A 24,416-nucleotide genomic window follows, 5' to 3' on the forward strand; every position below is an offset into this window, starting at 1 on the left:
GGGGCGCGTCAGCGGCGGGCGACCAGCACGTCGACGCTGAGCGACTCCAGCACCACGTGGCCGGGCTCGGCGGCCTCGTCGGCCTGCTCGGGGCCCTCCGGCGTGTCCCACGTCGAGCTCCAGACGCGTTCCCACGGACCGGCACCCGTCAAGGGCTCGGGCAGCGTCACGTCGGCGTCCTCCAGCCCGCCGTTGATCACGAGCAGCACGTCGGCCTCGCCCGCGTCCGGACCCGGCCGGAGCATCTGGATGATCCGGCGGCCCTGCACGGCCCAGGCGTCGTGGTCCATCGACGTGCCGGAGTCGTCGAACCAGAGCAGGTCGGGCACCTCCTCGCCGGGCCGGGGGGACCCCAGGAAGAACGACTCCGCCCGGAGCGCGGCGTGCTCGGCCCGCAGGCCGGTGAGGAACCGGGCCGTGGCCAGCAGGTCGCGGCCCGCCGGGTCCAGGTCCCAGCCCAGCCACGAGACGGGCGAGTCCTGGGTGTAGGCGTTGTTGTTCCCGCCCTGGCTGCGGCCCAGCTCGTCCCCGGCCGTCAGCATGGGCGTGCCCGCCGCGAGCAGGAGCGTCGCGAGCAGGTTGCGCTGCGAGCGCCGGCGCAGCGGCACGACGGCGGACCACGGCTCGGTCGCGGCGTCGTCGCCACCCGGTGCGTGCCCCTCCACGCCGTGGTTCCAGGAGCGGTTGTCGTCGGTGCCGTCGCGGTTGTCCTCGCCGTTGGCCTCGTTGTGCTTGCGGTCGAACGCCACCAGGTCGGCGAGGGTGAAGCCGTCGTGCGCGGTGACGTAGTTGACCGACGCGACCGGCCCGCGCATCAGCGGCGGGTCGGAGTGCCCGAACAGGTCCGCCGACCCGGCCAGCCGGGTGGTCAGCTCCCGCATGCCGAACATCGGCTCGCCCCGCGAGCCCCGCTGGGGGGCCTCGAGCCAGAACGACCGGACCGCGTTGCGGAACCGGTCGTTCCACTCGGCCATCGGCGCGGGGAACTGGCCGGTCTGCCAGCCGCCAGGGCCCACGTCCCACGGTTCGGCGACGAGCTTGAGCCCGGAGAGCACCGGGTCCGTCTGCAGCGCGACCAGGAACGGGTGGTCGGGCGTGAAGCCCTCGTGGTCGCGGCCCAGGGTCACCGCCAGGTCGAACCGGAAGCCGTCCACCCCGACCACGTCCGCCCAGTAGCGCAGGGAGTCCAGGGTCAGCTGGACAACCCGGTGCCGGCGGAAGTCGAGCGTGTTGCCGGTCCCGGTGACGTCGGCGAGCGCGGCCGGGCTGGCGCCGTCGTGCAGGTAGTAGAGCGGGTTGTCGAGGCCGCGCCACGAGAGGAACAGCGCGTCGTCGCCGCCCTCGCAGGTGTGGTTGTAGACGACGTCGAGCAGCACCTCGATCCCGGCCTCGTGCAGGAGGTGCACCATGCCGCGCACCTCGTCCAGGACCGCCGCCGGGCCGGCCTCCTGCGCGGCGCGCGTGGCGTACCCGGCGTGCGGGGCGAAGAACCCCATCGTCGAGTAGCCCCAGTAGTTGGTCAGGCCCCGGCCTGCCAGCCACGGCTCCGCCGTCGAGGCATGGATCGGCAGCAGCTCGAGCGTCGTCACGCCGAGGGACGTCAGGTGCTCGATCATGGCCGGGTGCGCCACGCCCGCGTAGGTGCCCCGGAGCTCCTCGGGGACCTCGGGGTGCTGCTGCGTCAGGCCGCGCACGTGCGCCTCGTAGACCACGGTGTCGGCCCAGGGGATCCGCGGCCGCGTCAGCGGGGGTGCCTCGGGCAGCCCGTCCAGGACGACCGCGTGGGGGACGAACGGCAGCGAGTCCTGCTCGTCGGGCCCGCCGTCGTCGTCCGCACCGCCGCGCAGCGTCGCGGGGACGTACGCGAGGTCGCCGACGTAGCCGCGGGCGTACGGGTCCAGCAACAGCTTGGCCGGGTTGTGCCGCATGCCGGCGCCGGGGTCCCACGACCCGTGGGCGCGGAAGCCGTAGCGCTGGCCGGGCGGGACGTCGGGGACGTGCCCGTGCCAGACGCCGTAGGTCGGGCCGTCCAGGGTGATGCGACGCTCGGCGTAGCGTGCCGGGTCGTGCTGGTCCTTCTCGGGGGCCACGACGTCGATCAGGCACAGCTCGACGCCCGACGCGTGCGAGGCCAGCACCGCGACGTCGATGCCGCCGTCGCGGGTGGTGCGCACACCGAGGGGCGGGACGTGGCTGCGCGTCCGGTTGGGGCGGGTCAGCGGGGTGACCTTGGGGCGGGCCTGCATGGGCCCATCCTGGACCAGAGCACCGACAGCGACGAGCGGAGCCCCGCCGCACGGCGCGTCGCGCGATGCGGACGACGGCGGTCCGGACGGTCGCGGCCGAGTAGGCTCGGGCGAGGTGGCCCCGGCCGCCAGCGTCCACCCGTCGAGCACCTGGATCGGAAGGTTCCCCGTGCGCATCGCCGTTCTCGTGAAGTACGTGCCGGACATCAACGCCGAGCGGCGGTTCGAGGACTGTCGCGTCGTGCGCGACCCGGCGGAGGGCACGCTCAACGAGCTCGACGAGAACGCGCTCGAGGCCGCCCTGCGGATCGTCGAGGCGCTGCCCGACGACGAGCGCGAGGCGAGCGAGGTCGTCGCCCTCACCGTGGCCCCGCCGGAGGGCGACATCGCGGTGCGCAAGTCGTTCCAGATGGGCGTGGACCGCGGCGTCCGCGTCTCCGACGACGCCCTGGCCGGCTCCGACTACTTCGGCACGACGGCGGCCCTGGCGGCCGCGGTCCGCCGGCTCGAGGCCGACGGCCCGGTCGACCTGGTCGTGACCGGGATGGCGGCCCTCGACGGGCTCGGCTCCGTGGTGCCCGCGCTGCTCGCCGCCGAGCTGGGCCGGCCGGCGCTCACCTTCGCGAAGAAGGTCGCCGTCGAGGGCGGGACCCTCGAGATCACCCGCGAGACGGACGAGGCGACCGAGACGCTGTCGGCGCCCCTGCCCGCCGTGCTGTCGGTCGCGGACACCGCGAACACGCCGCGGTTCCCGAACTTCAAGCTGATCATGGCCGCGCGGACCAAGCAGATCGAGACCTGGTCCGCCGCCGACCTGGACCTGGACCTCGCCGCGGTCGGCACCGCCGGTGCCCGCACCGAGACGACGCAGGCCGCCCCGCGCCCGGAGAAGCCCGAGGTGGAGCTCGTCCAGGACAAGGGCTCGGGCGGCCAGGCCCTGGCCGAGTTCCTCATCCGCAACGACCTGGTCTGAACGGAGACACCGACATGTCTGCGCCCACGCACAACCGCACCGTGCTGGTCCTGCTCGACCCCGCCACCGAGGTCCGCTCGAGCGTCCTCGAGCTGCTGACCGTCGCCCGGTCGCTGGGCCGCGTCGAGGCGGTCACGCTCGAGGCCCCCACCGTCGAGGCGCTCGCGCAGCTCGGTGCCTACGGCGTCGAGACCGTCCACCAGGCCGAGCTCCCGCCGTCCGCGCAGGGGCAGGCCCGCCACCTGCCCGCCGTGGTCGCGGCGACCCTCGCGGCCGCCGTCCGGCTCACCGACGCCGACGTCGTGCTGGCACCGTCGTCGTTCGCCGCCAAGGAGGCGGCCGCGCTGGCCGCCCGCGAGCTCGGGGCCGGCGTCGTCATCGACGCGGCGAGCGTCAGCCAGGACGACGAGGGCCGCGTCGTCGCCGGCAAGCGCGTCTTCGCCGGGTCGTGGGACACCACGAGCGTGGTCCGCACCGCCGTGGCCGTGGTGACGGTCCGGGCCAACTCCGTGGTCCCCCAGCCCGCCGACACCGCGGTCAGCACCGACGTCGAGGGTTTCGCCGTGGCGGTCGACGGCGCCCTGCCGACGGTCGTGGAGCGCACGCCCACCGAGCGCGACGCCGCCCGGCCCACCCTCGAGGAGGCGGCGGTCGTCGTGGCCGGCGGCCGCGGGACCGGGGGCGACTTCGGGCCCGTCACCGAGCTGGCCGACGCCCTCGGTGCGGCCGTCGGTGCGTCCCGCGACGCCGTGTTCGAGGGCTGGTTCGACCGCTACGTCGGCCAGACAGGAGTCACCGTCGCGCCCCGCCTGTACATCGGTGCGGGGATCTCCGGTGCCCCGCACCACCGGGGCGGCATGCAGGCCTCGCAGGTGGTCGTCGCGGTCAACAACGACCCCGAGGCGCCGATCTTCGAGATCTGCGACTTCGCCGTCGTCGGCGACCTCGCCGAGGTGCTCCCGCAGGCCGCCGAGATCATCCGGGCGCACAAGGAGCAGTAGTGCCGCTCGACCCGGTGGTGCCGCAGGACCGGTCGGCCGGCCCGCTGCCGCCCGAGGAACGGCGGAGGGCCGCACGCCACCTGCTGCTCGAGGGTTTCGGCCGCGCGGCGCAGGAGCGGCTCGCCGCGGCGCGGGTGCTGGTGGTCGGCGCCGGCGGGCTCGGCTCGCCGGTGCTGCAGTACCTGGCCGCCGCCGGCGTCGGCACGCTGGGCGTGGTCGACGACGACGTCGTCGAGCTGTCGAACCTGCAGCGACAGGTCCTCCACGGCGAGGACACCGTCGGCTCGCCCAAGACGGCGTCCGCGGCGCGTGCCCTGCGACGCCTGGCGCCCGAGGTGGAGGTCGTCGAGCACCGCGAACGCCTCGACGCGTCGAACGCGCGCCGGGTCCTGGCCGGCTACGACGTCGTCGTGGACGGCTGTGACACGTTCGCCACCCGCTACGCCGTCTCCGACGCCGCGTCCGCGCTGGGCCTGCCCGTCGTGTGGGGGACGGTGCTCGGCTGGGACGGTCAGGTCGCCGTGTGGTGGTCGGCGGCGCCCGACGGTCGGTCGATCACCTACCCGGACGTCTTCGGTCCGCAGCCCGCCGCCGAGGGCGAGTCCTGCGCGACGGTCGGGGTGCTGTCCCCGGCGTGCGGCGTCGTCGGCGCCACCCTGGCGGTGGAGGCCGTCAAGCTGCTCACCGGCACGGGCGAGCCGGCGCTGGGGCGGTTGTTGTCGTACGACGCGCGGACGTCGACGTGGGAGGAGGTGCCGCTGGCCGCCGTCGGGGGGCCGTCGGTGGAGGAGGCGGGCGCGGCCGCATCCCGTTCCCCGTCGCGTTCACGGGCGCGGGGCGCTTCCGGCGGCGCCGGCGAGGGCTCGGAGGGGCCGCTGGTGGTGGACGTGTCGCTCGTGGCCGGGGGTGGGCCCGAGGGTTCCGTGTGGGTGCGGTTGGAGGACCTGGCCGGGGGCGAGTACCCGCCGGAGCTGGCGGCCCACCCGAAGGACGCCCCCGTCGTCGTGGTGTGCCCCTACGGCCTGCGGTCGCGCGGCGCGGCGACGCTGCTCGCGGGCGACGGCTGGACGGCCGTCGAGTCCCGGCCGCTGCGTCCCGGCGTCGCGGACCGCTCGCCCGACGCATGATCGGTTCGGCAGGACGTGACCGGTTCGGCACGAAGGAGTGCCGAACTGGTCACCTCGTGCCGAACCGATCCCTCGGATCCTTGGACGGGTCAGCCGCCCGCGAAGGGCGGCAGCAGGTCGATCCGTGACCCGTCGGGGACGACGTCGGTCGGCGCGGCCCGGCGTCCGTCCAGCAGCACCGCGCAGCGGGCGAGCACCGGCCCCGCGTCGGGCGAGCCCTGCGTGACGAGGCCGACGACGTCGCCGACGGTGGCGCCGTCGGGCACGGCCAGCGCGTCCTGCGAGCGTCCCAGGGCCGCCCGCGCGGCGGCGAAGTAGCGCAGCTCCACCACGGCCTAGCCTCCGATCGCGCTCATGGTCCGCTCGGGCTGGGTGAACGACGGGTCGTCCATGCCGTGCCCGGCGCCCTTGCCCCACATGGCGGTGCGCCACAGGTCGGCCAGCTCCGCGTCGGAGGCGCCGTCGCGCAGCGGCCCGAGCAGGTCCGTCTCGTCGTGGGCGAACAGGCAGTCGCGCATGCCGCCCTCGGCGGTGAGACGGGTGCGGCGGCAGTCGGCGCAGAACGGCTCGGTGACCGACGCGATGATGCCGACGCGGCCGAGCCGCTCGCCGGTGGCGAGCGAGCGGACCGCGAACCGCTCGGCCGGGGCGCCGTCGCGGGGCTCGTCGTCGGGCGCCAGGGTGAAACGGCGACCCAGGAGCTCGCGCACCTCGGCCGCGGTCACCATGGCCGACCGGTCCCACGAGTGGTCCGCGTCGAGCGGCATCTGCTCGATGAAGCGCAGCTCGAACCCGCGCTCCAGCGACCAGGCCAGCAGCTCGGCGGCGTGGTCGAGGTTGACGCCGCGCACCAGGACGGCGTTGATCTTGACCAGGTCGAACACACGCGCCGCGGCGTCGATCCCCGCGAGGGTGCGCTCGAGGAACGGGCGCCGGGCCAGGGTCGCGAACGTGTCCGGGTCCAGGGTGTCCAGGGAGACGTTGACGCGGTCCAGGCCGGCGTCGCGCAGCGCGTCGGCCCGCGAGTCGAGCCCCACCGCATTGGTGGTGAGGCTGATCTCGGGCCGGTGCTCCAGGGCCGCCACGTCCCGGACGATGTCGGCCAGGTCGCGGCGCAGCAGCGGCTCGCCGCCGGTGAACCGGACCTGGCGCACGCCGAGCTCGCGCGTCGCGACGCCGACCAGCCGGGCGATCTCCGTGCGGGTCATCACCGAGTCCTTCGGCAGCGCCGGCAGACCCTCGGCGGGCATGCAGTAGGTGCAGCGCAGGTTGCAGCGGTCGGTCAGGGAGACACGGAGGTCGGTGGCCACGCGCCCGTAGCGGTCCACCAGGCCGGCCGTGGCGGGCCGGTCAGCGGGCAGCGAGGCGTCCTGCCAGGCGGTGGGGATCGAGGGGATCCCGAGGTCGACGGGTGGCACGGGGCCTCCTCAGGTCCGGTCGGGCTGCCAGCCCAGGGCGAGTCGGGAGGTGCGCGCCGCCACGGCCTCGTCCGGCGTGGGACGGCCGGAGGACGCCGCGAGCCCGCGTGCGTAGCCGACGAGGTAGGTGGTCACGGGTGCGGCGGGCCGGGCGACGTGGTGCGCGGCGTCCCGGGCGAGGTCGAGGACCTCGTCGACGTCGATGCTGCCGGCGGGCAGCTCGAGCTCGGCCTCGACGGCCTCGACCCATCGCGCGAGCACGGCCGGGGTGTCCTGCGTCATCGTTCTCCCTCCTCGGCGTCGCCCACCGAGTACCGCACGGTGAGCCTCTCCACATCCTCCCAGGTGTCCACGTCGTCGCTCGTCCCGGCCTCGTCCGGCACGGTGACCAGCCGCAGCCGGGCCACGAGACGGCGGACGGGGGCGCCGTGCGGGTCGATCGCCCGCAGCGCCCCGGTCAGCGCCGTCCGCCGGTACAGCCCGACGAGCCACTGGGCGCGGTCGGCGCGGACCAGGTGTGCGCCGTCGGCGTCCGGTGCCCCGGCGACGGCGGAGCGTAGGGCGGGCACGGCGGCCCCGGCCCCGGGCACGTCGACGGCGAGCAGCAGGACCCACGGCGGGGCGCCCGGCCGATCGAGCGCGCGGAGGCCCGCGTCGAGGCCGGCGACGGGTCCGCCGAAGGGCGGGTCCTCCCGGGTGACGACGAGGGAGCGGCCGGCCTGCCCGACGGCGTCCTGCGGGCCGACGACGGCGGTCACCTCGGCCTCGGCGGTGGCGGCCAGCGCGTGGTCGAGCAGCGACGCCGACCCGACGACGATGCCCGGCTTGGGGGTGCCGCCCAGGCGGGTGGCACGGCCTCCGGCGAGGACGACGGCGTCGCACCTCATGTCGCCTCCCCGAGGGGACGGACCGCGACCTCGTCGCCGGCAGCGACCTCGGTGACACCGGCGGGGACGATCGCGAGCGCGTCGGCGGCGGGCAGAGCGGACAGGTGGTGACCGTCGCGCGCGGCCGGGCTGACGCCGTCGGGCCCGGTGATGACGGGGAGCACCTGCTCGGCGCCGGGCGGGCTGGACCAGCCGCGCGCGACCCGTGCCGTGCGGTCCGCCGGCAGGCCACGGCGGCCGGCGAGCCGCCGTACCGCCGGCCGGGCGAAGAGCGTGAACGACACGAACGCGCTGACCGGGTTGCCGGGGACGGCGATCCACGGCACGCCGCGCCAGGCGGCCAGCGCCTGCGGCCGGCCGGGGCGCATGGCGACCGCGGCGACGTCCACCTCCTGCGCCGATCCCGCCGCGAGCACCTCGCGCACCACGTCGCTGGCTCCGGCCGAGACGCCGCCGGAGGTGACGACCAGATCCGTTGTGGGTATGAAATCTGCAGGTCTGGACGGTTCCAGACCTGCAGATTTCATACCCACAACGCTGTCGAGGGCGGAGGCGAGGGCGCGGGCGTCGTCCGGGACCGCGCCCACGCGGACGACGTCGGCGCCCGCCGCACGGGCCAGCGCGGCCAGCATGAGGGAGTTGGAGTCGGGGATCGTCCCGGGCGCGGTCGTGCCGAGCGCGGCCAGCTCGGAGCCGGTGGAGATCACCGCGACCCGCGGGCGCCGGTGCACGGGGACGGTGGTCACCCCGGCGGCCGCGGCGACGGCAACCAGGCCGGGGATCATGGCCGCGCCGGCGCGTGCCAGGACCGCACCGACGCCGACGTCCGTCCCGGCACGGCGCACGTGGTCGCGGTGCTGGCGACCCAGCGTGACGGTGCGTTCCGTCGTCGGGCGGCCGGCGACGAACCGGCCGGTCGAGGTGCGCTCGACCGGCACGACGGCGTCGAACCCGTCCGGCAGCGGCGCCCCGGTCATGATCCGGACCACCCCGGAGCGCTGTGGGCGCGATCTCTGGCCCGATTCGTCCTCCGAACCGGGACGAGTCGGGCCAGAGATCGCGCCCACGACACCGACCGGGTGGCCGGGGCGGGCGTCGGCCAGCACGGGCAGCGTGACCTCCGTGCCGTCGTCGGGCAGGTCCCCCTGCCGCACCGCGTAACCGTCCATCGCGGAGTTGTCGAACGCCGGCACCGGGGTGGCCGCCACGACGTCGCGCGCGAGCACGAGGCCGAGCACGTCGTCCGCGTCGAGCCGCACGTCGACCACCTCGAGCGGACACACGCGAGCCAGCGTCGCCGCGACGTGCTCGGCGATGGTGCGCGGCGTCGGACCGGTCATGCCGCCACCGTAGGCGGCCGATGTGTCGCCCGTGCAGCGCCGACCTCACAACGTGTCGACGGTCGCGGTGAGGTCACCGTGCCTGCGCGCCGGCACGGCGTCGGACCGGCCCCAGGGTGAACAGCAGCGTGAGCAGCGCCGTCACCGCCAGGAGGCCGAACCCGAGGTCGTAGTCCCCGTCTGCGCTGTACACCGCACCCATGATGAGGGGCGGGATGAACCCGCCGAGCCCGCCGGCCGCACCGACGACGCCGGTCACCCCGCCGACCTTGTCGGCCGGGGCCATCTCCGCCACCAGCGCGAACGTCGCCCCCGACGACGCCCCCAGGCCGGCGGCCATGCCGAGGAACGCGATCGTCGCGCCGGGAACCAGTGCCGGTTGGAGCACGATGACGGCGGCGAACAGGGTGACGACCGCGTAGCACACCGCGTTGACCGCGACCCCGCCGAACCTGTCCGACAGGGTGCCGCCCACCGGCCGCATCACCACCGCCAGCACCACGAAGCCCGCCGTGCGGAACGACGCGTCCGACGGTTCCAGGCCGTAGGCGTTCTCCAGGAACGTCGGCAGGTACACGGAGAACGCGACGAAGCCACCGAACCCGATGGCGTACAGCCAGGACAGCTGCAGCGTCGCCGGGAGCCGGAGGATCGACCATGTCCGTGCCAGCATCCCGCCGCCCGTGCCCGGCACCCAGGCCGGCGAGTCGCGCAGCAGCATGCGCGAGACCACGGCGAACAGGGCCAGGGCCGCCGAGACGATGAGGAACGGCGCGCCGTCGCCCCACGCGTCCCGGATCGGCACCGTGGAGAACGAGGCCACCGCGGTGCCGCCCATCCCCGCGCCGAAGATGCCGATCGCCGTCCCGCGGCGTGCCGGCGGGTACCAGTTGTTGACGAACGGGACCCCGATGGCGAACGTCGTGCCACCCAGCCCGAGGAAGAACCCGCCGATCAGCAACCAGACCAGGCTGTCCGCGACGAACCCGATGAACAGCACGGGCACGATCGTCAGCGCCGCGGCCAGCGGGAACATGACCCGAGCGCCGAGCCGGTCCGTCAGGGCGCCCATCGGGATCCGGCCCAGCGAGCCGACGATCACCGGGACGGCGACCAGCACCGACACCTCGAAGTCCGACAGGGAGTACAGCTCGCCGTAGCTGTTGCCGAGCGGGCTGAGCAGCGCCCAGGCCCAGAAGCAGATCGCGAAGCCGAGCGTGGCCAGCGCGAGCTGCAGCGCCGACCCGGGCGGTTCGACGGCGCTCGCGGGCGTGCGGGTGGGCCGCGTCTCGGACGTCATCGCTTCTCCCGTCGTGCGGTGCTGGGTTCCCATCCCGGTCGGGGGGCGCGCGTTCCGCCACCGCTGGCGGCGTCGCGCGACCGGTAGACGATGTACGGGCGCAGGGGATACGTGATCGGCGCGGAGAACGCGTGCACCAGCCGGGTGAACGGCCACACCGCGAACAGCAGCAGGGCGAGCGTGACGTGCACAACGAAGGCCAGGGGCACGCCGACCATCAGGGCCGGTTCCGGCTGCAGGAGGAACAGCGAGCGGAACCAGGGCGAGATGGTCTGGCGGTAGTCGTACCCGAGCCCGCCCGCCAGGATCTGGGTGTGCACGGTGGCCCAGGTCCCGGACAGGATCGAGGCGGCCAGCATCACGTACATGAGCTTGTCGGTGCGGGTGGTCGCGAGGAAGACCGGCCCGGTGGACCGGCGGCGGTAGATCAGGATGACCAGCCCGGCGACGAGCATCAGCGCGCCGAGGGTGCCGAGCCACGTCGCCAGGAAGTGGTAGGCCACCTCGGAGACGCCGACGGCGTGCGTCCACGACTCCGGGATGACGAGCCCCACGAAGTGACCGGCGATGACGGCCAGCAGGCCGAAGTGGAACAGCGGGCTGCCCAGCCGCAGCAGCCGCTTCTCGTACAGCTCGCTGGACCGCGTGGTCCAGCCGAACTTGTCGTACCGGTACCGCCAGACGGTGCCCACCACGAAGGTGGTCAGGCACGCGTACGGCACCACGACCCAGAGCAAGATCTGTGCGGCGCTCACCTCCACGGCAGCTCCCTCCCTCCGGGCGCGCTGGCGGCCGGCGTCGCCGGCCCGGCTCCGTAGCCCTCGAGCCCGACGGCCTCGGCCGGGGGGCCGGACGCCACGAGGTCGGCGACGCGCTCGGCCGTCGCGGAGTCCACCGGCGGCAGGGTGAGGCACACGGCCTCGACGCCGGCGGTCCACGGCACGTCGAGCGCGGCCAGCGCCGAGCGCAGCACCTCGATCCCCTCGCGGTGCGCGTCCAGCAGGGCACCGGCGATGCGCGCGCCGTCCGGGCCGCCGCGGGCGGAGAGCTCCAGCACGGTGGGCAGGTAGTCCGGCAGCTCGGTGCCGGTGGTCTCCCACCCGGCCGCCCGGTACGCCTCGACGAACCGGACCAACGCCTCGCCCCGCCGTCGGGTGTCCCCGGCCGCGTAGTACGACAGGTACATCGAGCACCGCCGCTTGAGGTCGAACGTCGCCACGTAGCGCGCCTGCAGGTCGCACTGGTCCTCGGTCAGCAGGGTGGCCGCGAGCCCGTCCAGCCGGTCGCGCACGGGCGCCGGGAGGTGGCCGACGGCGGCACGCACCTCGCGCGCCGCCGTGAGCGTCGCGTCGTCGGGATAGGCGAGCAGCAGCGAGGCGGCCATGTGGGCCGTGGCGCGGGCACCGCCGTCGAGCCGCACGGGCTCGAGGGCATCCAGGCGGCGCGCCCGTACACCGGGCCGGGGCAGGAACGCGAGCCTCACGACGCCTCCCGCGGGGCGTACTGCCCCGGTTCGTCGGGCGGGAAGAGCCCGTCGGGGCGGCCGTTGCCGTCCCAGTTGAGCAGGTTGACCCGGCCCGGGGTGGACGGCCCGTAGGGGGAGTCCGCCGTCTGCCGCGAGGACAGGGCGTGGAAGTTCTCCACGGCGACGGGTGTCGGCTGCCCGGACGACGAGCCGAACGGGCCGGCGCCGTCCATGCCCTGACCGCCCATGCCCGGGCCGCCCTCGAAGTCCAGCGAGCAGGCCATCTCCTCCAGGTCGTCGGCGACCTCGGCGTGCGCGGTGGGGATCACGTACCGCTCCTCGTACTTGGCGATCGCCAGCAGCCGGTACATCTCCTGGACCTCGGCGCCGGTCATCCCGACGGCGGCCGCGGTCTCCTCGACCGGCTCCCGGCCGAGGTTGACGTCCCGCATGTAGGACCGCATCGCCGCGAGCCGCCGGAGCACCCGCTCGACCGGCGCGGTGTCGCCGGCGGTGAACAGCCCGGCGAGGTAGTCCAGCGGGATGCGCAGCTGCGAGATCGCGGCGAACAGCGTGCGCCCGTCCTCGCCGTCGTTGCCCGACGACGTCACGACGTCCACGACGGGCGACAGCGGCGGGATGTACCAGACCATCGGCAGCGTCCGGTACTCGGGGTGCAGGGGCAGCGCCACCTCGTAGTCGGAGATGAGCCGCCACACGGGGGAGCGCTGGGCCGCGTCGATCCAGTCGTCCGGGATGCCCTCCCGGCGGGCCGCGGCGACCACCTCGGGGTCGTGCGGGTCGAGGAGCACCGAGCGCTGGGCGGCGAGGAGGTCCTGCTCGTCCTCGGTCGCCGCGGCCTGGCCGACCCGGTCGGCGTCGTAGAGCACGAGCCCGAGGTAGCGCAGGCGGCCGACGCAGGTCTCGGAGCAGACGGTGGGCAGGCCGACCTCGATGCGCGGGTAGCACAGCGTGCACTTCTCGGCCTTGCCGGTCTTGTGGTTGAAGTAGACCTTCTTGTACGGGCAGCCCGTGACGCACATCCGCCAGCCGCGGCACTGGTCCTGGTCCACGAGGACGATGCCGTCCTCGGCCCGCTTGTACATCGCCCCCGACGGGCACGAGGCCACGCACGACGGGTTGAGGCAGTGCTCGCAGATGCGCGGCAGGTAGAACATGAAGGTCTTCTCGAGCTCCTCGGCGACGTGGGAGCTCATGTGCTGCAGGACGGGGTCCTGCTGCATGGTGGCCGTGGAGCCGCCCAGGTCGTCGTCCCAGTTCGCCGACCAGGAGATCTTCATGTCCTCGCCGGTCAGCAGCGACTTCGGCTTGGCGACGGGGGTGTGCTCCTGCGCCGGGGCGTTGAGCAGCATGTCGTACTCGTACGTCCACGGCTCGTAGTAGTCGTGGATGTCGGGCAGCTTGGGGTTGAAGAAGATCGAGGCGAGCTTCTTCCAGCGGCCGCCGGCCTTGAGCGTGAGCCGGCCCCGCCTGCTGAGCTTCCAGCCGCCCTGCCACTTCTCCTGGTCCTGGTAGGTGCGCGGGTAGCCGAGCCCGGGCCGGGTCTCCACGTTGTTGAACCAGACGTACTCCATGCCGGTGCGGTTGGTCCACGCCTGCTTGCAGGTCACGGAGCAGGTGTGGCACCCGATGCACTTGTCGAGGTTCATCACCATCGACATCTGGGCCATGACCTTCATCTGGTCGCGCTCCCCTCGGGACTCGTCATGTCAGTACCGCACGTCCTGCGAGCGCCGGCGGACCACCGTGATCTCGTCGCGCTGGTTGCCGGTGGGGCCGAGATAGTTGAACGCGTACGTGAGCTGGGCGTACCCGCCGGCCAGGTGGGTGGGCTTGAGCAGGATGCGCGTCAGGGAGTTGTGGATGCCGCCGCGCTTCCCGGATGTCTCGGCGAGCGGCACGTCCACCGTGCGCTCGGTGGCGTGGTACATGTACACGGTGCCCTCGGGCATGCGGTGGCTCACGATCGCGCGGGCCACCACGACGCCGTTGCGGTTCACCGCTTCGACCCACTCGTTGTCGGCCACGCCGATCTTCGCCGCGTCGGCGGGACTCATCCAGATGTTCGGGCCGCCCCGGGAGAGCGACAGCATGAACAGGTTGTCCTGGTACTCCGAGTGGATGGACCACTTGGAGTGCGGGGTCAGGTAGCGCACGGCGACCGACGCCTGACCGCCCTCGGTGCCGAGGGTGCCGGGTACCGGAGAGTCGCCGAACAGCCGGTGCATGTCCAGCGGCGGCCGGTAGACGGGCAGCTGCTCGCCGAGCTCGACCATCCAGTCGTGGTCCAGGTAGAAGTGCTGGCGACCCGTCAGGGTGTGCCAGGGCTTGAGCCGGTCGACGTTGACGGCGAACGCCGTGTACCGCCGTCCGCCGTGCTCCGAGCCGGACCACTCCGGGGAGGTGATGACCGGCACGGGCCGCGCCTGGGTGTCGGCGAACGTGATGCGCTTGCCCGCCTCGTCGCTCGCCAGGTCGGCGAGCCGCCGGCCGGTGCGCTGCTCCAGGTGCTCGAAGCCCTGGACGGCGAGGCGGCCGTTGGAGGTGCCGGACAGCGCGAGGATCATCTCGCACGCGTGGGTGTCCTGGTCGAGCCGCGGGCGGCCGGCGGCCGGTCCGCTGGGCACGATCCCGTTGCGTCGTCCGAGCGCCTGCACCTCCTCGGCCGGTGAGAACTTCACGCCCTTGGTGACCATGCCGGCGCTCTCCGTCAGGGGTCCCAGCGCCGCCATCCGTGCGGCGAACGCGGGGTAGTCGCGCTCGACCACCGTCAGCTTCGGCATGGTCACGCCGGGCACCAGATCCCGCTCGGTCGGTGGTTTGCCCGAGTCGGGCACCGTGCCGTGCGGCATCGCCAGCTCGTCGGCCGTGTCGTGGGCCAGCGGCGAGGCGACCAGGTCCTCGCGCACGCCCAGATGGGTCTCGGCGAGCCGGGAGAACGCCCGCGCGATCGTGTGGAACATCGCGAAGTCGGTGCGGCACTGCCACGGCGGGTCGATCGCCGGGCTGAACGAGTGGATGAACGGGTGCATGTCCGTGCTGGACAGGTCGTGCTTCTCGTACCAGGTGGCCGCGGGGAGCACAACGTCGGAGAACAGCGTGGTGCTCGTCATGCGGAAGTCGGCGGTCACCAGCAGGTCGAGCTTGCCGCGGGGTGCCTCGTCGCGCCACACCATCGAGGCGGGTCGGCGGTCGGGCGGCGACTCCTCGGCGCGGACGGAGGAGTCGGTGCCCAGCAGGTGCTTGAGGAAGTACTCGTTGCCCTTGGCGGAGGAGCCGAGGATGTTGGACCGCCACACGGTGAGCACGCGGGGGAAGTTCTCGGGGGCGTCCGGGTCCTCGACGGCGAACCGCAGACGACCGGTCCGCAGCTCGTCGACGACGTGCGCGGCGGGGTCCTTGCCGGCCGCGCGGGCCTCGTCGACCAGGTCGAGCGGGTTGCGGTCGAACGTCGGGTAGGCGGGCATCCAGCCGCGCTGGACCGACTCGACCAGCGCGTCCGCCGTCGTACGGCCCGCCAGGAGGCCCTTCGCGAGCGGGGAGGCCAGGGCGTCGGCGGGCAGCCCGTCGTAGCGCCACTGGTCCGTGGCCAGGTAGAGGAACCCGGTGCCGATCGTCTGCCGCGGGGGCCGCACCCAGTCCAGCCCGCCCGCGTACTGCGCCCAGCCGGTGACGGGGCGGCACTTCTCCTGGCCCACGTAGTGCGCCCAGCCGCCCCCGTTGACGCCTTGGCAGCCGGTCACCGTGGTCAGCGTGAGGAACGCGCGGTAGGTCGCGTCGCCGTGGAACCACTGGTTGGCGCCCGCGCCCATGATGATCATCGAGCGGCCGTCCGAGTCGACGGCGTTCTGGGCGAACTCGCGACCGATCCGCTCGGCGGCCGGAGCGGGCACGCCGGTGATCTCCTCCTGCCACGCCGGCGTGCCGGGCGTGCTCGCGTCGTCGTACCCGGAAGGCCACGTGCCGGGCAGGTCCAGGCCGGGGCGGTCGACGCCGTACTGGGCCAGCAGCAGGTCGAACACGGTCGTCACGAGGTGGCCGCCGACCCGCCGGACCGGGACGCCGCGGACGACGACGCCCGAGCCGCCGACGTGGGCGGACGCCTCGTCGTCGGGCAGCAGGTCGAAGCGCGGCAGCAGCACGGGCACGGTCTCGGGCGCCTCGGCGCCGTCCGCGACGCTGAGCAACGGGTCCACGTCGCCGAGGTCGAGGTTCCAGCGCCCCTCGTCGGCCTCCCCGTAGCGGTGGCCGAGCGTCCCGTTCGGGACCACCGGGACGCCGTCGGCGTCGAGCAGCACGGTCTTGAAGTGGGCGTTGGCCTCGCCGGCGTGCTCGGGCAGGTCGGCCGCCGTCAGGAACTTGCCGGGCACGACGGCGGAGGTCCCGCCCGCGGCGTCCGCTTCGCTGCGGTCGAGCGCCACGAGGAACGGGGCGTCCGCGTACCGCTTGAGGTAGGCCTCGAACCGCGGCGTGCGCCGCTCGGCGAGGAACTCGCGCAGGATGACGTGCCCCATCGCGAAGGCGAGCGCGCCGTCGGTGCCGGGGTGCGGCGAGAGCCACTCGTCGGCGAACTTGGTGCTGTCGGCGAAGTCCGGAGAGACGTTGACGACCTTCTGGCCGCGGTACCGCGCCTCGGCCATGAAGTGGGCGTCCGGGGTGCGCGTCACCGGCACGTTGGAGCCCCACATCATGAGGTAGGCGGCGTTCCACCAGTCGGCGGACTCGGGGACGTCGGTCTGGTCACCGAACACCTGCGGGCTCGCCACCGGCAGGTCCGCGTACCAGTCGTAGAAGGACAGCATGGTGCCGCCGAGCATCTGCACGAACCGCGCGCCGGCGCCGTGGGAGACCATCGACATCGCCGGGATGGGTGAGAACCCGGCGACCCGGTCCGGACCCCAGCGCTTGATCGTGTGCACGTGGGCCGCCGCGACGATCTCGGCCGCCTCGTCCCAGGTGGCGCGCACGAGGCCGCCCTTGCCCCGGGCGGCCTTGTAGCGCCGCGCCACCTCCGCGTCGCCGGTGACCTCCGCCCAGGCGAGCACCGGGTCCCCGGTGCGGGACCGCGCCGCCCGGTAGGCCTCGAGCAGGACCCCGCGCACGTACGGGTAGCGCACCCGCGTGGGGGAGTAGGTGTACCAGCTGAAGGCCGCGCCGCGCGGGCAGCCGCGGGGCTCGTACTCCGGCGAGTCCGGGCCCACCGACGGGTAGTCGGTCTGCTGCGTCTCCCAGGTGATGATGCCGTCCTTGACGTACACCTTCCACGAGCAGGAGCCGGTGCAGTTGACGCCGTGGGTCGAGCGGACCACCTTGTCGTGCGACCACCGGTCGCGGTAGAAGACGTCGCCGCCCCGCCCACCGGAGAGGAAGAGCTGGCGCAGGTCCTCGCTCGTCTCGCCCCGCCTGAGGTGGCGCCCCAGGCGCAGCAGCGGGTCGGTCTCGCGCGGTACGTCCTGGCCGGCGTTCCGGGGCCGACCTGCGGGGGCCTGCGTCATCGCGACCTTCCTGGTGGGAGCACGTGGTCGTCCGACCCTCGAAGTCAAGCGCAGCGAGCCTGGCTCCGCATGCCGAGCCAGGAACTCACAGGGGGTGCGCCGGACCTGAGAGATTCGCCTCATCGAGAATTCACGCCCCCACGCCGCACGGTGAAACACCCGGTTCCTACTGTCGTCAGCACCGGCCCGACGTCGAGCCGGTCCGGCACCCGGCACCCGTCGGGCGCCGTGGCCCGCCCGACGTCGTCGGGCACGAGCACGGAGGGGAGAACGACGATGGTCGCTCCGACCAGTGGGACCACCTCGTCCGAGGCGGTGCCGGCCGGCACCGCCACCGCCGCCGCGACAGCCGGGGCGATCGCCGCAGACGCGCCGCCGCGCCGCCCGGTCCACCGCTCCGGCCGGTGGATCGACCACTGGGACCCCGAGGACCCGGTCTTCTGGCGCGACGGCGGCCGCCGCATCGCTCGCCGCAACCTCGTCGTCTCGATCTTCGCCGAGTTCCTGGGCTTCTGCGTCTGGGCGATCTGGTCGATCGTCGTCCCCCAGCTCCCTGCCGCCGGGTTCGCGCTCACCGCCGACCAGATGTTCTGGCTCATCGGCCTGCCGGCGCTCGTCGGCGCCGCGCTGCGGGTGCCCTACACGCTGGCGGTGCCCGTCTTCGGCGGCCGCAACTGGACCATGATCTCCGCGGCCCTGCTGCTGATCCCCGCCCTCGCGCTCGTGTGGGTGGTGCAGCGGCCGGAGACCTCGTTCGGCGTGCTGCTGCTCGTCGCCGCGCTCGCGGGCTTCGGCGGCGGCAACTTCGCCTCCTCGATGGCCAACATCTCGTTCTTCTTCCCCGAGAAGGAGAAGGGCGCCGCGCTCGGCTGGAACGCGGCCGGCGGCAACATCGGCACCGCCGCCGTGCAGTTCGTCGTGCCGCTGGTCATCGTCACCGCCGCGGGCGTGTCGTTGCAGCGCGCAGGCCTGGTCTTCGTCCCGTTCATCCTGCTCGCGGTGATCCTGGCCTGGCGGCTCATGGACAACCTGGGCACCGCCAAGGCCGACCCGCGTTCCTTCGGGGCGGCCGCCCGCGAGACGCACACCTGGGTCATCTCGTTCGTGTACATCGGGACGTTCGGCAGCTTCGTCGGCTTCGCCGGCGCGTTCCCGACCCTGCTGGCGCGGGAGTTCCCCGAGGTGACGCTGTCGCTGGCGTTCATGGGAGCGCTGGTCGGGTCCCTGACCCGCCCGCTCGGCGGCTGGATCGCCGACCGGCTCGGCGGGGCCGTGGTGAGCGTCGCGAGCTTCGCCGTGATGATCCTGGGGGCGCTCGGCGCGATCCAGGCGCTCGGCACCGGCTCGTTCGCCCTGTTCTTCAGCTCCTTCATGCTGCTGTTCGTCGCCACCGGCGTCGGCAACGGGTCGGTGTACCGGATGATCCCGGCGACCTTCCGGGTCGCGAACGTGGGCGGCGGCGGGGCCGCGACGGCCAAGGCGGCGGCCGGCTGCATCGGGATCGCCGGCGCGGTGGGCGCCTTCGGCGGGTTCCTCATCCCGCGCGGGTTCGCGATGTCGGACACCCTGACCGGCTCCCTCGTGCCCGCCCTGTGGGTGATCATCGGCGCCTACCTGGTCATGGCGCTGGTCACGTGGTTCGTCTACGGGCGCCGGGGGAGCGCCATGGGGGCGGCCCGCGTATGAGCACGACCGTGGCCGCGCCCGCGGCGCCGCAGAAGACGCACTGCCCCTACTGCGCCCTGCAGTGCGGCATGGAGCTCACGCCCGCCGGGACCTCGGGTCCCGACGGGCGTGCGCCCCTGCCCGTGACCGTCGCCCCGCGCGACTTCCCCACGAACGCGGGCGGGTTGTGCCAGAAGGGCTGGACGAGCGCGACGGTGCTGGGTGTGCCGGACCGCCTCACCACGCCGCTGGTCCGGGGCGCGGACGGCGAGCTGACCGCGGCGACGTGGGACGCGGCGCTCGACCTGGTCGTGGCGCGGGTGCGCGCCGTCCAGGCCGAGCACGGCCGCCACGGCGTGGCGATCTTCGGCGGCGGCGGGCTGACCAACGAGAAGGCCTACGCGCTGGGCAAGTTCGCGCGCACGGTGCTGCGGACCCCGAACATCGACTACAACGGCCGGTTCTGCATGTCGTCGGCCGCGGCGGCCGGCAACCGGGCGTTCGGGGCCGACCGCGGTCTGCCGTTCCCGCTCACAGACCTGGGCGGTGCCGACGTCGTGCTCCTGCTCGGTTCCAACCCCGCCGAGACGATGCCGCCGTTCGTCCAGCACCTCGCGGGGGCTCGGGAGCACGGCGGCCTCGTGGTCGTCGACCCGCGACGCTCGGCGACGGCGCGGCTCACGGACGACGGCCAGGGCATCCACCTGCAGCCCGTCCCCGGCACCGACATGGTGGTGCTGCTGGCCCTGCTGCACGTCGTCCTCGCCGAGGGCCTCGCCGACCGCGACTACCTGGCTGCCCGCACCACGGGGTGGGACGACGTCGTCCGGTCTGCCGCGGCGTGGTGGCCGGAGCGCGCCGAGACGGTGTGCGGCATCCCGGCGGAGGAGCTGCGGGTGACGGCGCGCCGGCTCGCGGCTGCCGCGCCGACCCGCGGCGGTCGTGGTGCCTACGTGCTGACCGGCCGGGGCGTCGAGCAGTCCGCCCAGGGCACGGCGACCGTCACCGCGGCGATCAACCTGTCCCTCGCGCTGGGCCTCGTGGGCCGCGAGGGTTCCGGGTACGGCTGCCTGACGGGCCAGGGCAACGGCCAGGGCGGCCGGGAGCACGGCCAGAAGAACGACCAGCTGCCCGGGTACCGCAAGATCGACGACCCGGCCGCCCGCGCGCACGTCGCCGGCGTCTGGGGCGTGGACCCCGCCACGATCCCGGGCCCGGGCCTGCCCGCCGTCGCGCTGCTGGGCTCGCTCGGCACGCCTGGAGGCCCCCACGCGCTGTTCGTGCACGGCTCGAACGTGCTCGTCTCGGCACCGAACGCCGACCGGGTCCGCGAGCGCCTCGCCGCGCTCGACCTGCTGGTGGTCTGTGACTTCGTGCCGTCCGAGACGGCGCGGATGGCGGACGTCGTGCTCCCCGTGACGCAGTGGGCGGAGGAGGAGGGCACGATGACGTCGCTCGAGGGCCGCGTCATCCGGCGCCGGCAGGCGGTGGACCCACCGGGGGAGGCACGCTCCGAGCTGTGGCTCCTCGCGGAGCTCGCCCGCCGGCTGGGGTCGGACGTCGCCTTCCCCACGGACCCGGCCGTGGTGTTCGACGAGCTGGCCCGGGCGTCGGCCGGCGGCGTCGCGGACTACTCGGGGCTGTCCCACGCGCGGCTGGACGCCGCCGAGGAGGCCGGGGGCCCGGGACTGTTCTGGCCCTGCCCGGCACTCCCCTCCACCGAGTTGTCAGGACCAGCGCGGGGTACGGCGAGCGCTGGTCCTGACAGCTCGGGTCGGGGGGAGCACCCTGGCACGCCGCGGATGTTCCTGGACGCCTTCGCGACGCCTGACGGCCGGGCCCGCATGGTCGCCGTGAACCACGCCGGGCCCACCGACGACGTGCGCGACGACGCCCCGACGTACCTGGTGACCGGTCGGGTCCTGCAGCATTACCAGTCCGGGGCGCAGACCCGCCGGGTGCCCGAGCTGGACCGGATGGTGCCCGAGCCGTACGTCGAGCTGCACCCCCAGCTCGGGCTGCGCACGGGGGTGGCCGACGGCGCCCGCGTCCGGGTCACCTCGGCGCGGGGCGTCGTGGAGGCCACGGCCCGGTGGACCGACGTCGTGCGCCCCGACACCGTCTTCATGCCCTTCCACTGGAGCGGGGCCGGAAGCGTCAACCGCATCACGAGCGACGCCGTCGACCCGATCTCCTCGATGCCCGAGTTCAAGGTGTGCGCGGTCAGCGTCGCTCCCGTCCCGCAGGTGGCGGACGACGTCAGCGCGCAGGACGCTCAGGAGGTACCCGCATGACTCTCCACGTGCCGCTGAAGGTCGTCGTCGTCGGTCACGGCATGGTCGGCTCCCGCCTGGTGGACGAGCTGGTCCGCCGCAGCGCGGAGTCGTTCGACATCACCGTGCTGGGCGCCGAGCCGTACGAGCCGTACAACCGGGTGCTGCTGAGCGACGTCGTCGCCGGTCGCACCGACGTCGCGGCGATCACCATGCCGGACCCGGGCGGCGACCACGTCACCACCCTGCGGGGCGTGGCCGCGGTCTCGGTCGACCGCCGGGCCCGCACGGTCACCGACGCGGCCGGGGCGGTGCACGGCTACGACCACCTGGTGCTCGCGACCGGCTCGCGCGCCCGCGTGCTGCCCCTGCCGGGCCTCGTCGACGACGACGGCGCGGCGGACCTGCCCGCCGGGGTGCACGCGCTGCGCACCCTCGACGACGCCCGCGAGATCGTCGCGGCGAGCGTCAACACCCCCCGCGCCGTCGTGGTCGGCGGCGGGGTCCTCGGCGTCGAGGCGGCCTACGGGCTCGCGGGGCGCGGCCTGCAGGTCACCCTGGTGGACCCCTCGCCGGCGCCGATGTCCCGCCAGCTCGACACCGCCGCGGGAGCCGTCCTGGCGGCCAGACTGCGGGACGCCGGGGTGACGCTGCGCCTCGGCGCGCGGCCCAGCGAGGTGCTCGTGGCCGGCGGACGCGCGGTGGGCGTGCGCCTCGGCCCCGGCCACGGCGGCACCGGGCACGACGGCGGTGACGCGGATGACGTGGTCGCCGCCGGCCTCGTCGTGCTCACCGCCGGCACTGTCCCGGAGACCGGGATCGCGCGCGAGGCGGGTCTGTCCACGGACCGCGGGATCGTCGTCGGGCACGACCTGGCGAGCCCGGACGACCCGCGGGTCTTCGCGATCGGCGACTGCGCGCAGCCTCCGCAGGGGTCGCGCGGGCTGGTCGCCGAGGGTTGGGACCAGGCGCGGCGGCTGGCGGACCATCTCGCCTCGCTGGTAGCCGTCCGTGCCCAGGAGGCCCAGCGCGCGGCGACGCCGCGCGAGCACCTGCGGTTCCCGCACGAGGGCGAGCGCCCGTCGATGGCCGTGCGCCTCGGCACCCTGCTCGCCTCCCGGGCGGCGACGGACCAGGGGGTGGACACCCGCGGCACCGACGTCGTCAAGGTCAAGGCGGGGGCGCTGAGCATCGTGTCGATGGGCGTGAGCGGCCCGCGCGAGCCGGCACCCGGGCACCGCGCGGTCGCGCTCCACGACGCCGCGGCGGGCCGCTACGTCGAGGCGGTCGTCGCGGACGGGATCCTGGTGGGTGCCACGTGCGTCGGCGACCCGCGGGTCGCGGCGGACCTGACGGCGGCCTACACCCGCCGCACCCCGGTGCCGGTGGACCCGGCGTTCCTGCTCCTGACGCCGGTGATGCCGAGCGCGGAGCCGGCGTCGTCGCCGGAGCACATGCCCGACGACGCCACGGTCTGCCGGTGCAACGGCGTCACCAAGCACGACATCACGGCCTGCTGGGACGACGGCGCCCGGTCGGCCGACGACATCGCCGCGGCGACGCGCGCCACGACCGGGTGCGGCAGCTGCCGCGAGGCCGTCTGCGGTCTGGCCGACTGGCTGGCCGCGACGCGCGACGGCGGGGCGCCGGTCGAGCCCGGCGCAGCGCTGGTTCACGCGTCAGCCGGTGAAGGGTGAACCAGCGCTACGTCGGCTGCCGTCAGCCGACGGCGCAGGCCACATCGGCGTCCGACGGCGCAGCACCGGAGCCGATGAACCCGTACGACGTCGACGCCCCGGCGGCGAGGCTGCCGTTCCAGGCGGTGGGGGTGACGGTCGCGCCGTCGTCGCCCAGCGTGCCGCCCCAGAGCTGGGCGACCCCGACGCCCGCGGGCAGGGTGGTGGTCCAGCCGTCGACGGCGGTGTCCCCGGCGGTGACGGTGACCTGGGCCTGGTAGCCGCCCTGCCACGCGTTGGCCACGGTGAGCTCGCCCGTGCAGGCGTCGCCCGCCGGGGGATCCGTCGGGTCGGGGTCCGGCGTCGGGTCGGGGTCGGGTGCGCCGCCGAACACGGAGGCCTCGACCGAGGTCTCCGAGAGCCCGTCGGGCCCGGTGAAGATGCGTTCGCCCCACGACGACGGGGAGCCGACGTCGAAGTTCTCCACCAGGTCGAGGTACTCGACGCCGCCGCCGTTGCCGCTCCAGGACCAGGCGAGCCAGCCGATCCCCAGCCGTTCCGTCTCGGCGAGGATCGTGTCGTAGGCGACCGACCCGTCGGAGTGCGTGTAGCCGAACTCACCGATCATCAGGGGCAGCCCGGCGTCGACGAAGTGCTCGAGGTACTGGGTGACCGTGGAGCCCTGGCTGTACACGCCGTACATGTGCACGGAGAAGATCGTGTTGCCGTCGGGGTCCGCGGCCGCGACGGCGGGCGCCTGGTCACGCATGATGTGGGCCCAGTCCTGGCCCCAGCTCGGGGCGTCCACGACGAGCGCGTGGTCGTAGCCGACGTCGCGCAGCCGCTGGACGGCGGCGGAGGTGTCGTCCGCCCAGCCGGCGTTGGTGGCGGCGTCGTTGCCGTACGGCTCGTTGCCGAGGTTGACCAGCACGTGGTCCTCGGTGCCGGCGAGGGTGGGGTAGAGGTACTCCCAGTAGTCGGCGGCCTGGTCGAGCGTGGCGGCTCCGGCCTGCTCGCCGTAGCCCGTGGTGTCGTGCACCTCGAGCTGGCAGATCAGCCGGTTCGCCTCGCACCCGTCGACGATGGCCGCGACCTCGGCAGCGCTGGTGCGGGTCCAGCGGTCGCCGCTGGCGAGGACGACGCGCACGGCGTTGGCGTCGACCGCCTTGATGTCGGCCAGCGCCTGCGTCGTCGTCCCGGTGTACCAGGCGTGCGGGTGGTTGACGCCGCGTAGCACCAGGTCGGTGCCGTCGGCCTCGACGATGCGGCCGTCGGCGACGTGGATGCCGGATGCGTCGTCGTCGGCGACGGCGCCGTGGGCGGCGAGCGCGCTCAGGCCGGCGGCGGTGAGCGTCGCGGCCGTGACGCCCGCGACGGTGCGGGTGCGGAGGCGGGTCATGGTGGGTCCTTCCGGTCGGGTCCCTGGCACGGTCACCGTGCCCGACGGCGGCGCGCGGGGGAAGGCGCTTAAGCGTTTAAGTCGGGAGGTGTGGAGCGGGATGTCCACGCCACTGTGTCCGGCTCCTCTC

Annotated in this window: 18 protein-coding genes; 6 read left to right on the forward strand and 12 right to left on the reverse strand. The window is 74.3% G+C overall.

Features of this window, described 5'->3' with window-relative positions; translation table 11 throughout:
- Positions 1-8 precede the first annotated feature (8 nt).
- Entirely contained in the window at positions 9-2,246 is a 2,238-nt protein-coding gene (gene glgX / locus MWU57_RS04080; protein ID WP_246907384.1) for a glycogen debranching protein GlgX, read from the reverse strand.
- A 169-nt stretch (positions 2,247-2,415) separates the two neighbouring features.
- Here glgX and MWU57_RS04085 point away from each other — a divergent pair, with 169 nt between their 5' ends.
- From MWU57_RS04085 to MWU57_RS04095, 3 genes are read left to right on the forward strand one after another with little or no spacing between them, the layout of a single operon-like run.
- The gene (locus MWU57_RS04085) at positions 2,416-3,219 is read left to right on the forward strand and encodes an electron transfer flavoprotein subunit beta/FixA family protein (RefSeq protein ID WP_246907385.1); all 804 of its coding nucleotides are present in this window, start codon (positions 2,416-2,418) and stop codon (positions 3,217-3,219) included.
- Between the two features lie 14 nt (positions 3,220-3,233).
- The gene (locus MWU57_RS04090) at positions 3,234-4,220 is read left to right on the forward strand and encodes an electron transfer flavoprotein subunit alpha/FixB family protein (protein ID WP_106268833.1); all 987 of its coding nucleotides are present in this window, start codon (positions 3,234-3,236) and stop codon (positions 4,218-4,220) included.
- Entirely contained in the window at positions 4,220-5,347 is a 1,128-nt protein-coding gene (locus MWU57_RS04095; RefSeq protein WP_246907387.1) for a HesA/MoeB/ThiF family protein, read from the forward strand. Before MWU57_RS04090 ends, MWU57_RS04095 begins: the two co-directional genes overlap by 1 nt.
- 89 nt (positions 5,348-5,436) lie before the next feature.
- Here the strand turns inward: MWU57_RS04095 and MWU57_RS04100 are convergent, their stop codons facing one another.
- The 10 genes from MWU57_RS04100 to MWU57_RS04145 all read right to left on the reverse strand — a co-directional run bounded on the left by MWU57_RS04100 (position 5,437) and on the right by MWU57_RS04145 (position 17,273).
- The gene (locus MWU57_RS04100) at positions 5,437-5,679 is read right to left on the reverse strand and encodes a MoaD/ThiS family protein (protein WP_308221136.1); all 243 of its coding nucleotides are present in this window, start codon (positions 5,677-5,679) and stop codon (positions 5,437-5,439) included.
- A gap of 3 nt (positions 5,680-5,682) precedes the next feature.
- Positions 5,683-6,765 carry a GTP 3',8-cyclase MoaA gene (gene moaA, locus MWU57_RS04105; protein ID WP_374108518.1) on the reverse strand — a complete coding sequence of 361 codons (1,083 nt, stop codon included), beginning with the start codon at positions 6,763-6,765 and terminating at the stop codon, positions 5,683-5,685.
- A gap of 9 nt (positions 6,766-6,774) precedes the next feature.
- Positions 6,775-7,047 carry a DUF6457 domain-containing protein gene (locus tag MWU57_RS04110; protein WP_246907389.1) on the reverse strand — a complete coding sequence of 91 codons (273 nt, stop codon included), beginning with the start codon at positions 7,045-7,047 and terminating at the stop codon, positions 6,775-6,777.
- Positions 7,044-7,652, reverse strand: coding sequence for a molybdenum cofactor guanylyltransferase (locus MWU57_RS04115; RefSeq protein WP_246907391.1), 609 nt, complete (start codon positions 7,650-7,652; stop codon positions 7,044-7,046). Before MWU57_RS04115 ends, MWU57_RS04110 begins: the two co-directional genes overlap by 4 nt.
- A complete protein-coding gene (gene glp / locus MWU57_RS04120; RefSeq protein ID WP_246907392.1) occupies positions 7,649-8,992 on the reverse strand; it encodes a gephyrin-like molybdotransferase Glp in 1,344 nt (447 codons plus the stop codon). The genes MWU57_RS04115 and glp overlap by 4 nt, the downstream gene beginning before the upstream one ends.
- A gap of 73 nt (positions 8,993-9,065) precedes the next feature.
- On the reverse strand, positions 9,066-10,292 hold the full coding sequence (locus tag MWU57_RS04125) for a nitrate/nitrite transporter (RefSeq protein WP_246907393.1): 1,227 nt from the start codon (positions 10,290-10,292) through the stop codon (positions 9,066-9,068).
- Complete coding sequence (gene narI, locus MWU57_RS04130) at positions 10,289-11,053, reverse strand: respiratory nitrate reductase subunit gamma (RefSeq protein WP_374108519.1); 765 nt, start codon at positions 11,051-11,053, stop codon at positions 10,289-10,291. The genes MWU57_RS04125 and narI overlap by 4 nt, the downstream gene beginning before the upstream one ends.
- Positions 11,044-11,775, reverse strand: a complete 732-nt coding sequence (narJ, locus tag MWU57_RS04135) for a nitrate reductase molybdenum cofactor assembly chaperone (RefSeq protein WP_246907394.1) — start codon at positions 11,773-11,775, stop codon at positions 11,044-11,046. The genes narI and narJ overlap by 10 nt, the downstream gene beginning before the upstream one ends.
- The gene (gene narH, locus MWU57_RS04140) at positions 11,772-13,457 is read right to left on the reverse strand and encodes a nitrate reductase subunit beta (protein ID WP_246907395.1); all 1,686 of its coding nucleotides are present in this window, start codon (positions 13,455-13,457) and stop codon (positions 11,772-11,774) included. The genes narJ and narH overlap by 4 nt, the downstream gene beginning before the upstream one ends.
- 30 nt (positions 13,458-13,487) lie before the next feature.
- Positions 13,488-17,273, reverse strand: a complete 3,786-nt coding sequence (locus MWU57_RS04145) for a nitrate reductase subunit alpha (protein ID WP_246907396.1) — start codon at positions 17,271-17,273, stop codon at positions 13,488-13,490.
- A gap of 276 nt (positions 17,274-17,549) precedes the next feature.
- Here MWU57_RS04145 and MWU57_RS04150 point away from each other — a divergent pair, with 276 nt between their 5' ends.
- Genes MWU57_RS04150 through MWU57_RS04160 form a run of 3 tightly spaced genes read left to right on the forward strand, consistent with a single transcriptional unit; the run spans position 17,550 to position 22,908 of the window.
- Positions 17,550-18,959 (forward strand): MFS transporter, encoded by a 1,410-nt coding sequence (locus MWU57_RS04150; protein ID WP_246907397.1) that lies wholly within the window; start codon positions 17,550-17,552, stop codon positions 18,957-18,959.
- Positions 18,956-21,232: a molybdopterin oxidoreductase family protein gene (locus tag MWU57_RS04155; RefSeq protein ID WP_246907399.1), complete on the forward strand. Its 2,277-nt coding sequence runs from the start codon at positions 18,956-18,958 to the stop codon at positions 21,230-21,232. Before MWU57_RS04150 ends, MWU57_RS04155 begins: the two co-directional genes overlap by 4 nt.
- On the forward strand, positions 21,229-22,908 hold the full coding sequence (locus MWU57_RS04160) for an FAD-dependent oxidoreductase (protein WP_246907401.1): 1,680 nt from the start codon (positions 21,229-21,231) through the stop codon (positions 22,906-22,908). Before MWU57_RS04155 ends, MWU57_RS04160 begins: the two co-directional genes overlap by 4 nt.
- 22 nt (positions 22,909-22,930) lie before the next feature.
- Here MWU57_RS04160 and MWU57_RS04165 read toward each other — a convergent pair whose 3' ends face one another.
- Complete coding sequence (locus MWU57_RS04165) at positions 22,931-24,286, reverse strand: cellulase family glycosylhydrolase (protein ID WP_246907402.1); 1,356 nt, start codon at positions 24,284-24,286, stop codon at positions 22,931-22,933.
- Between the last annotated feature and the right edge of the window lie 130 nt (positions 24,287-24,416).

This window comes from Isoptericola sp. S6320L, assembly GCF_023015685.1.
Lineage (GTDB): Bacteria > Actinomycetota > Actinomycetes > Actinomycetales > Cellulomonadaceae > Isoptericola > Isoptericola halotolerans_A.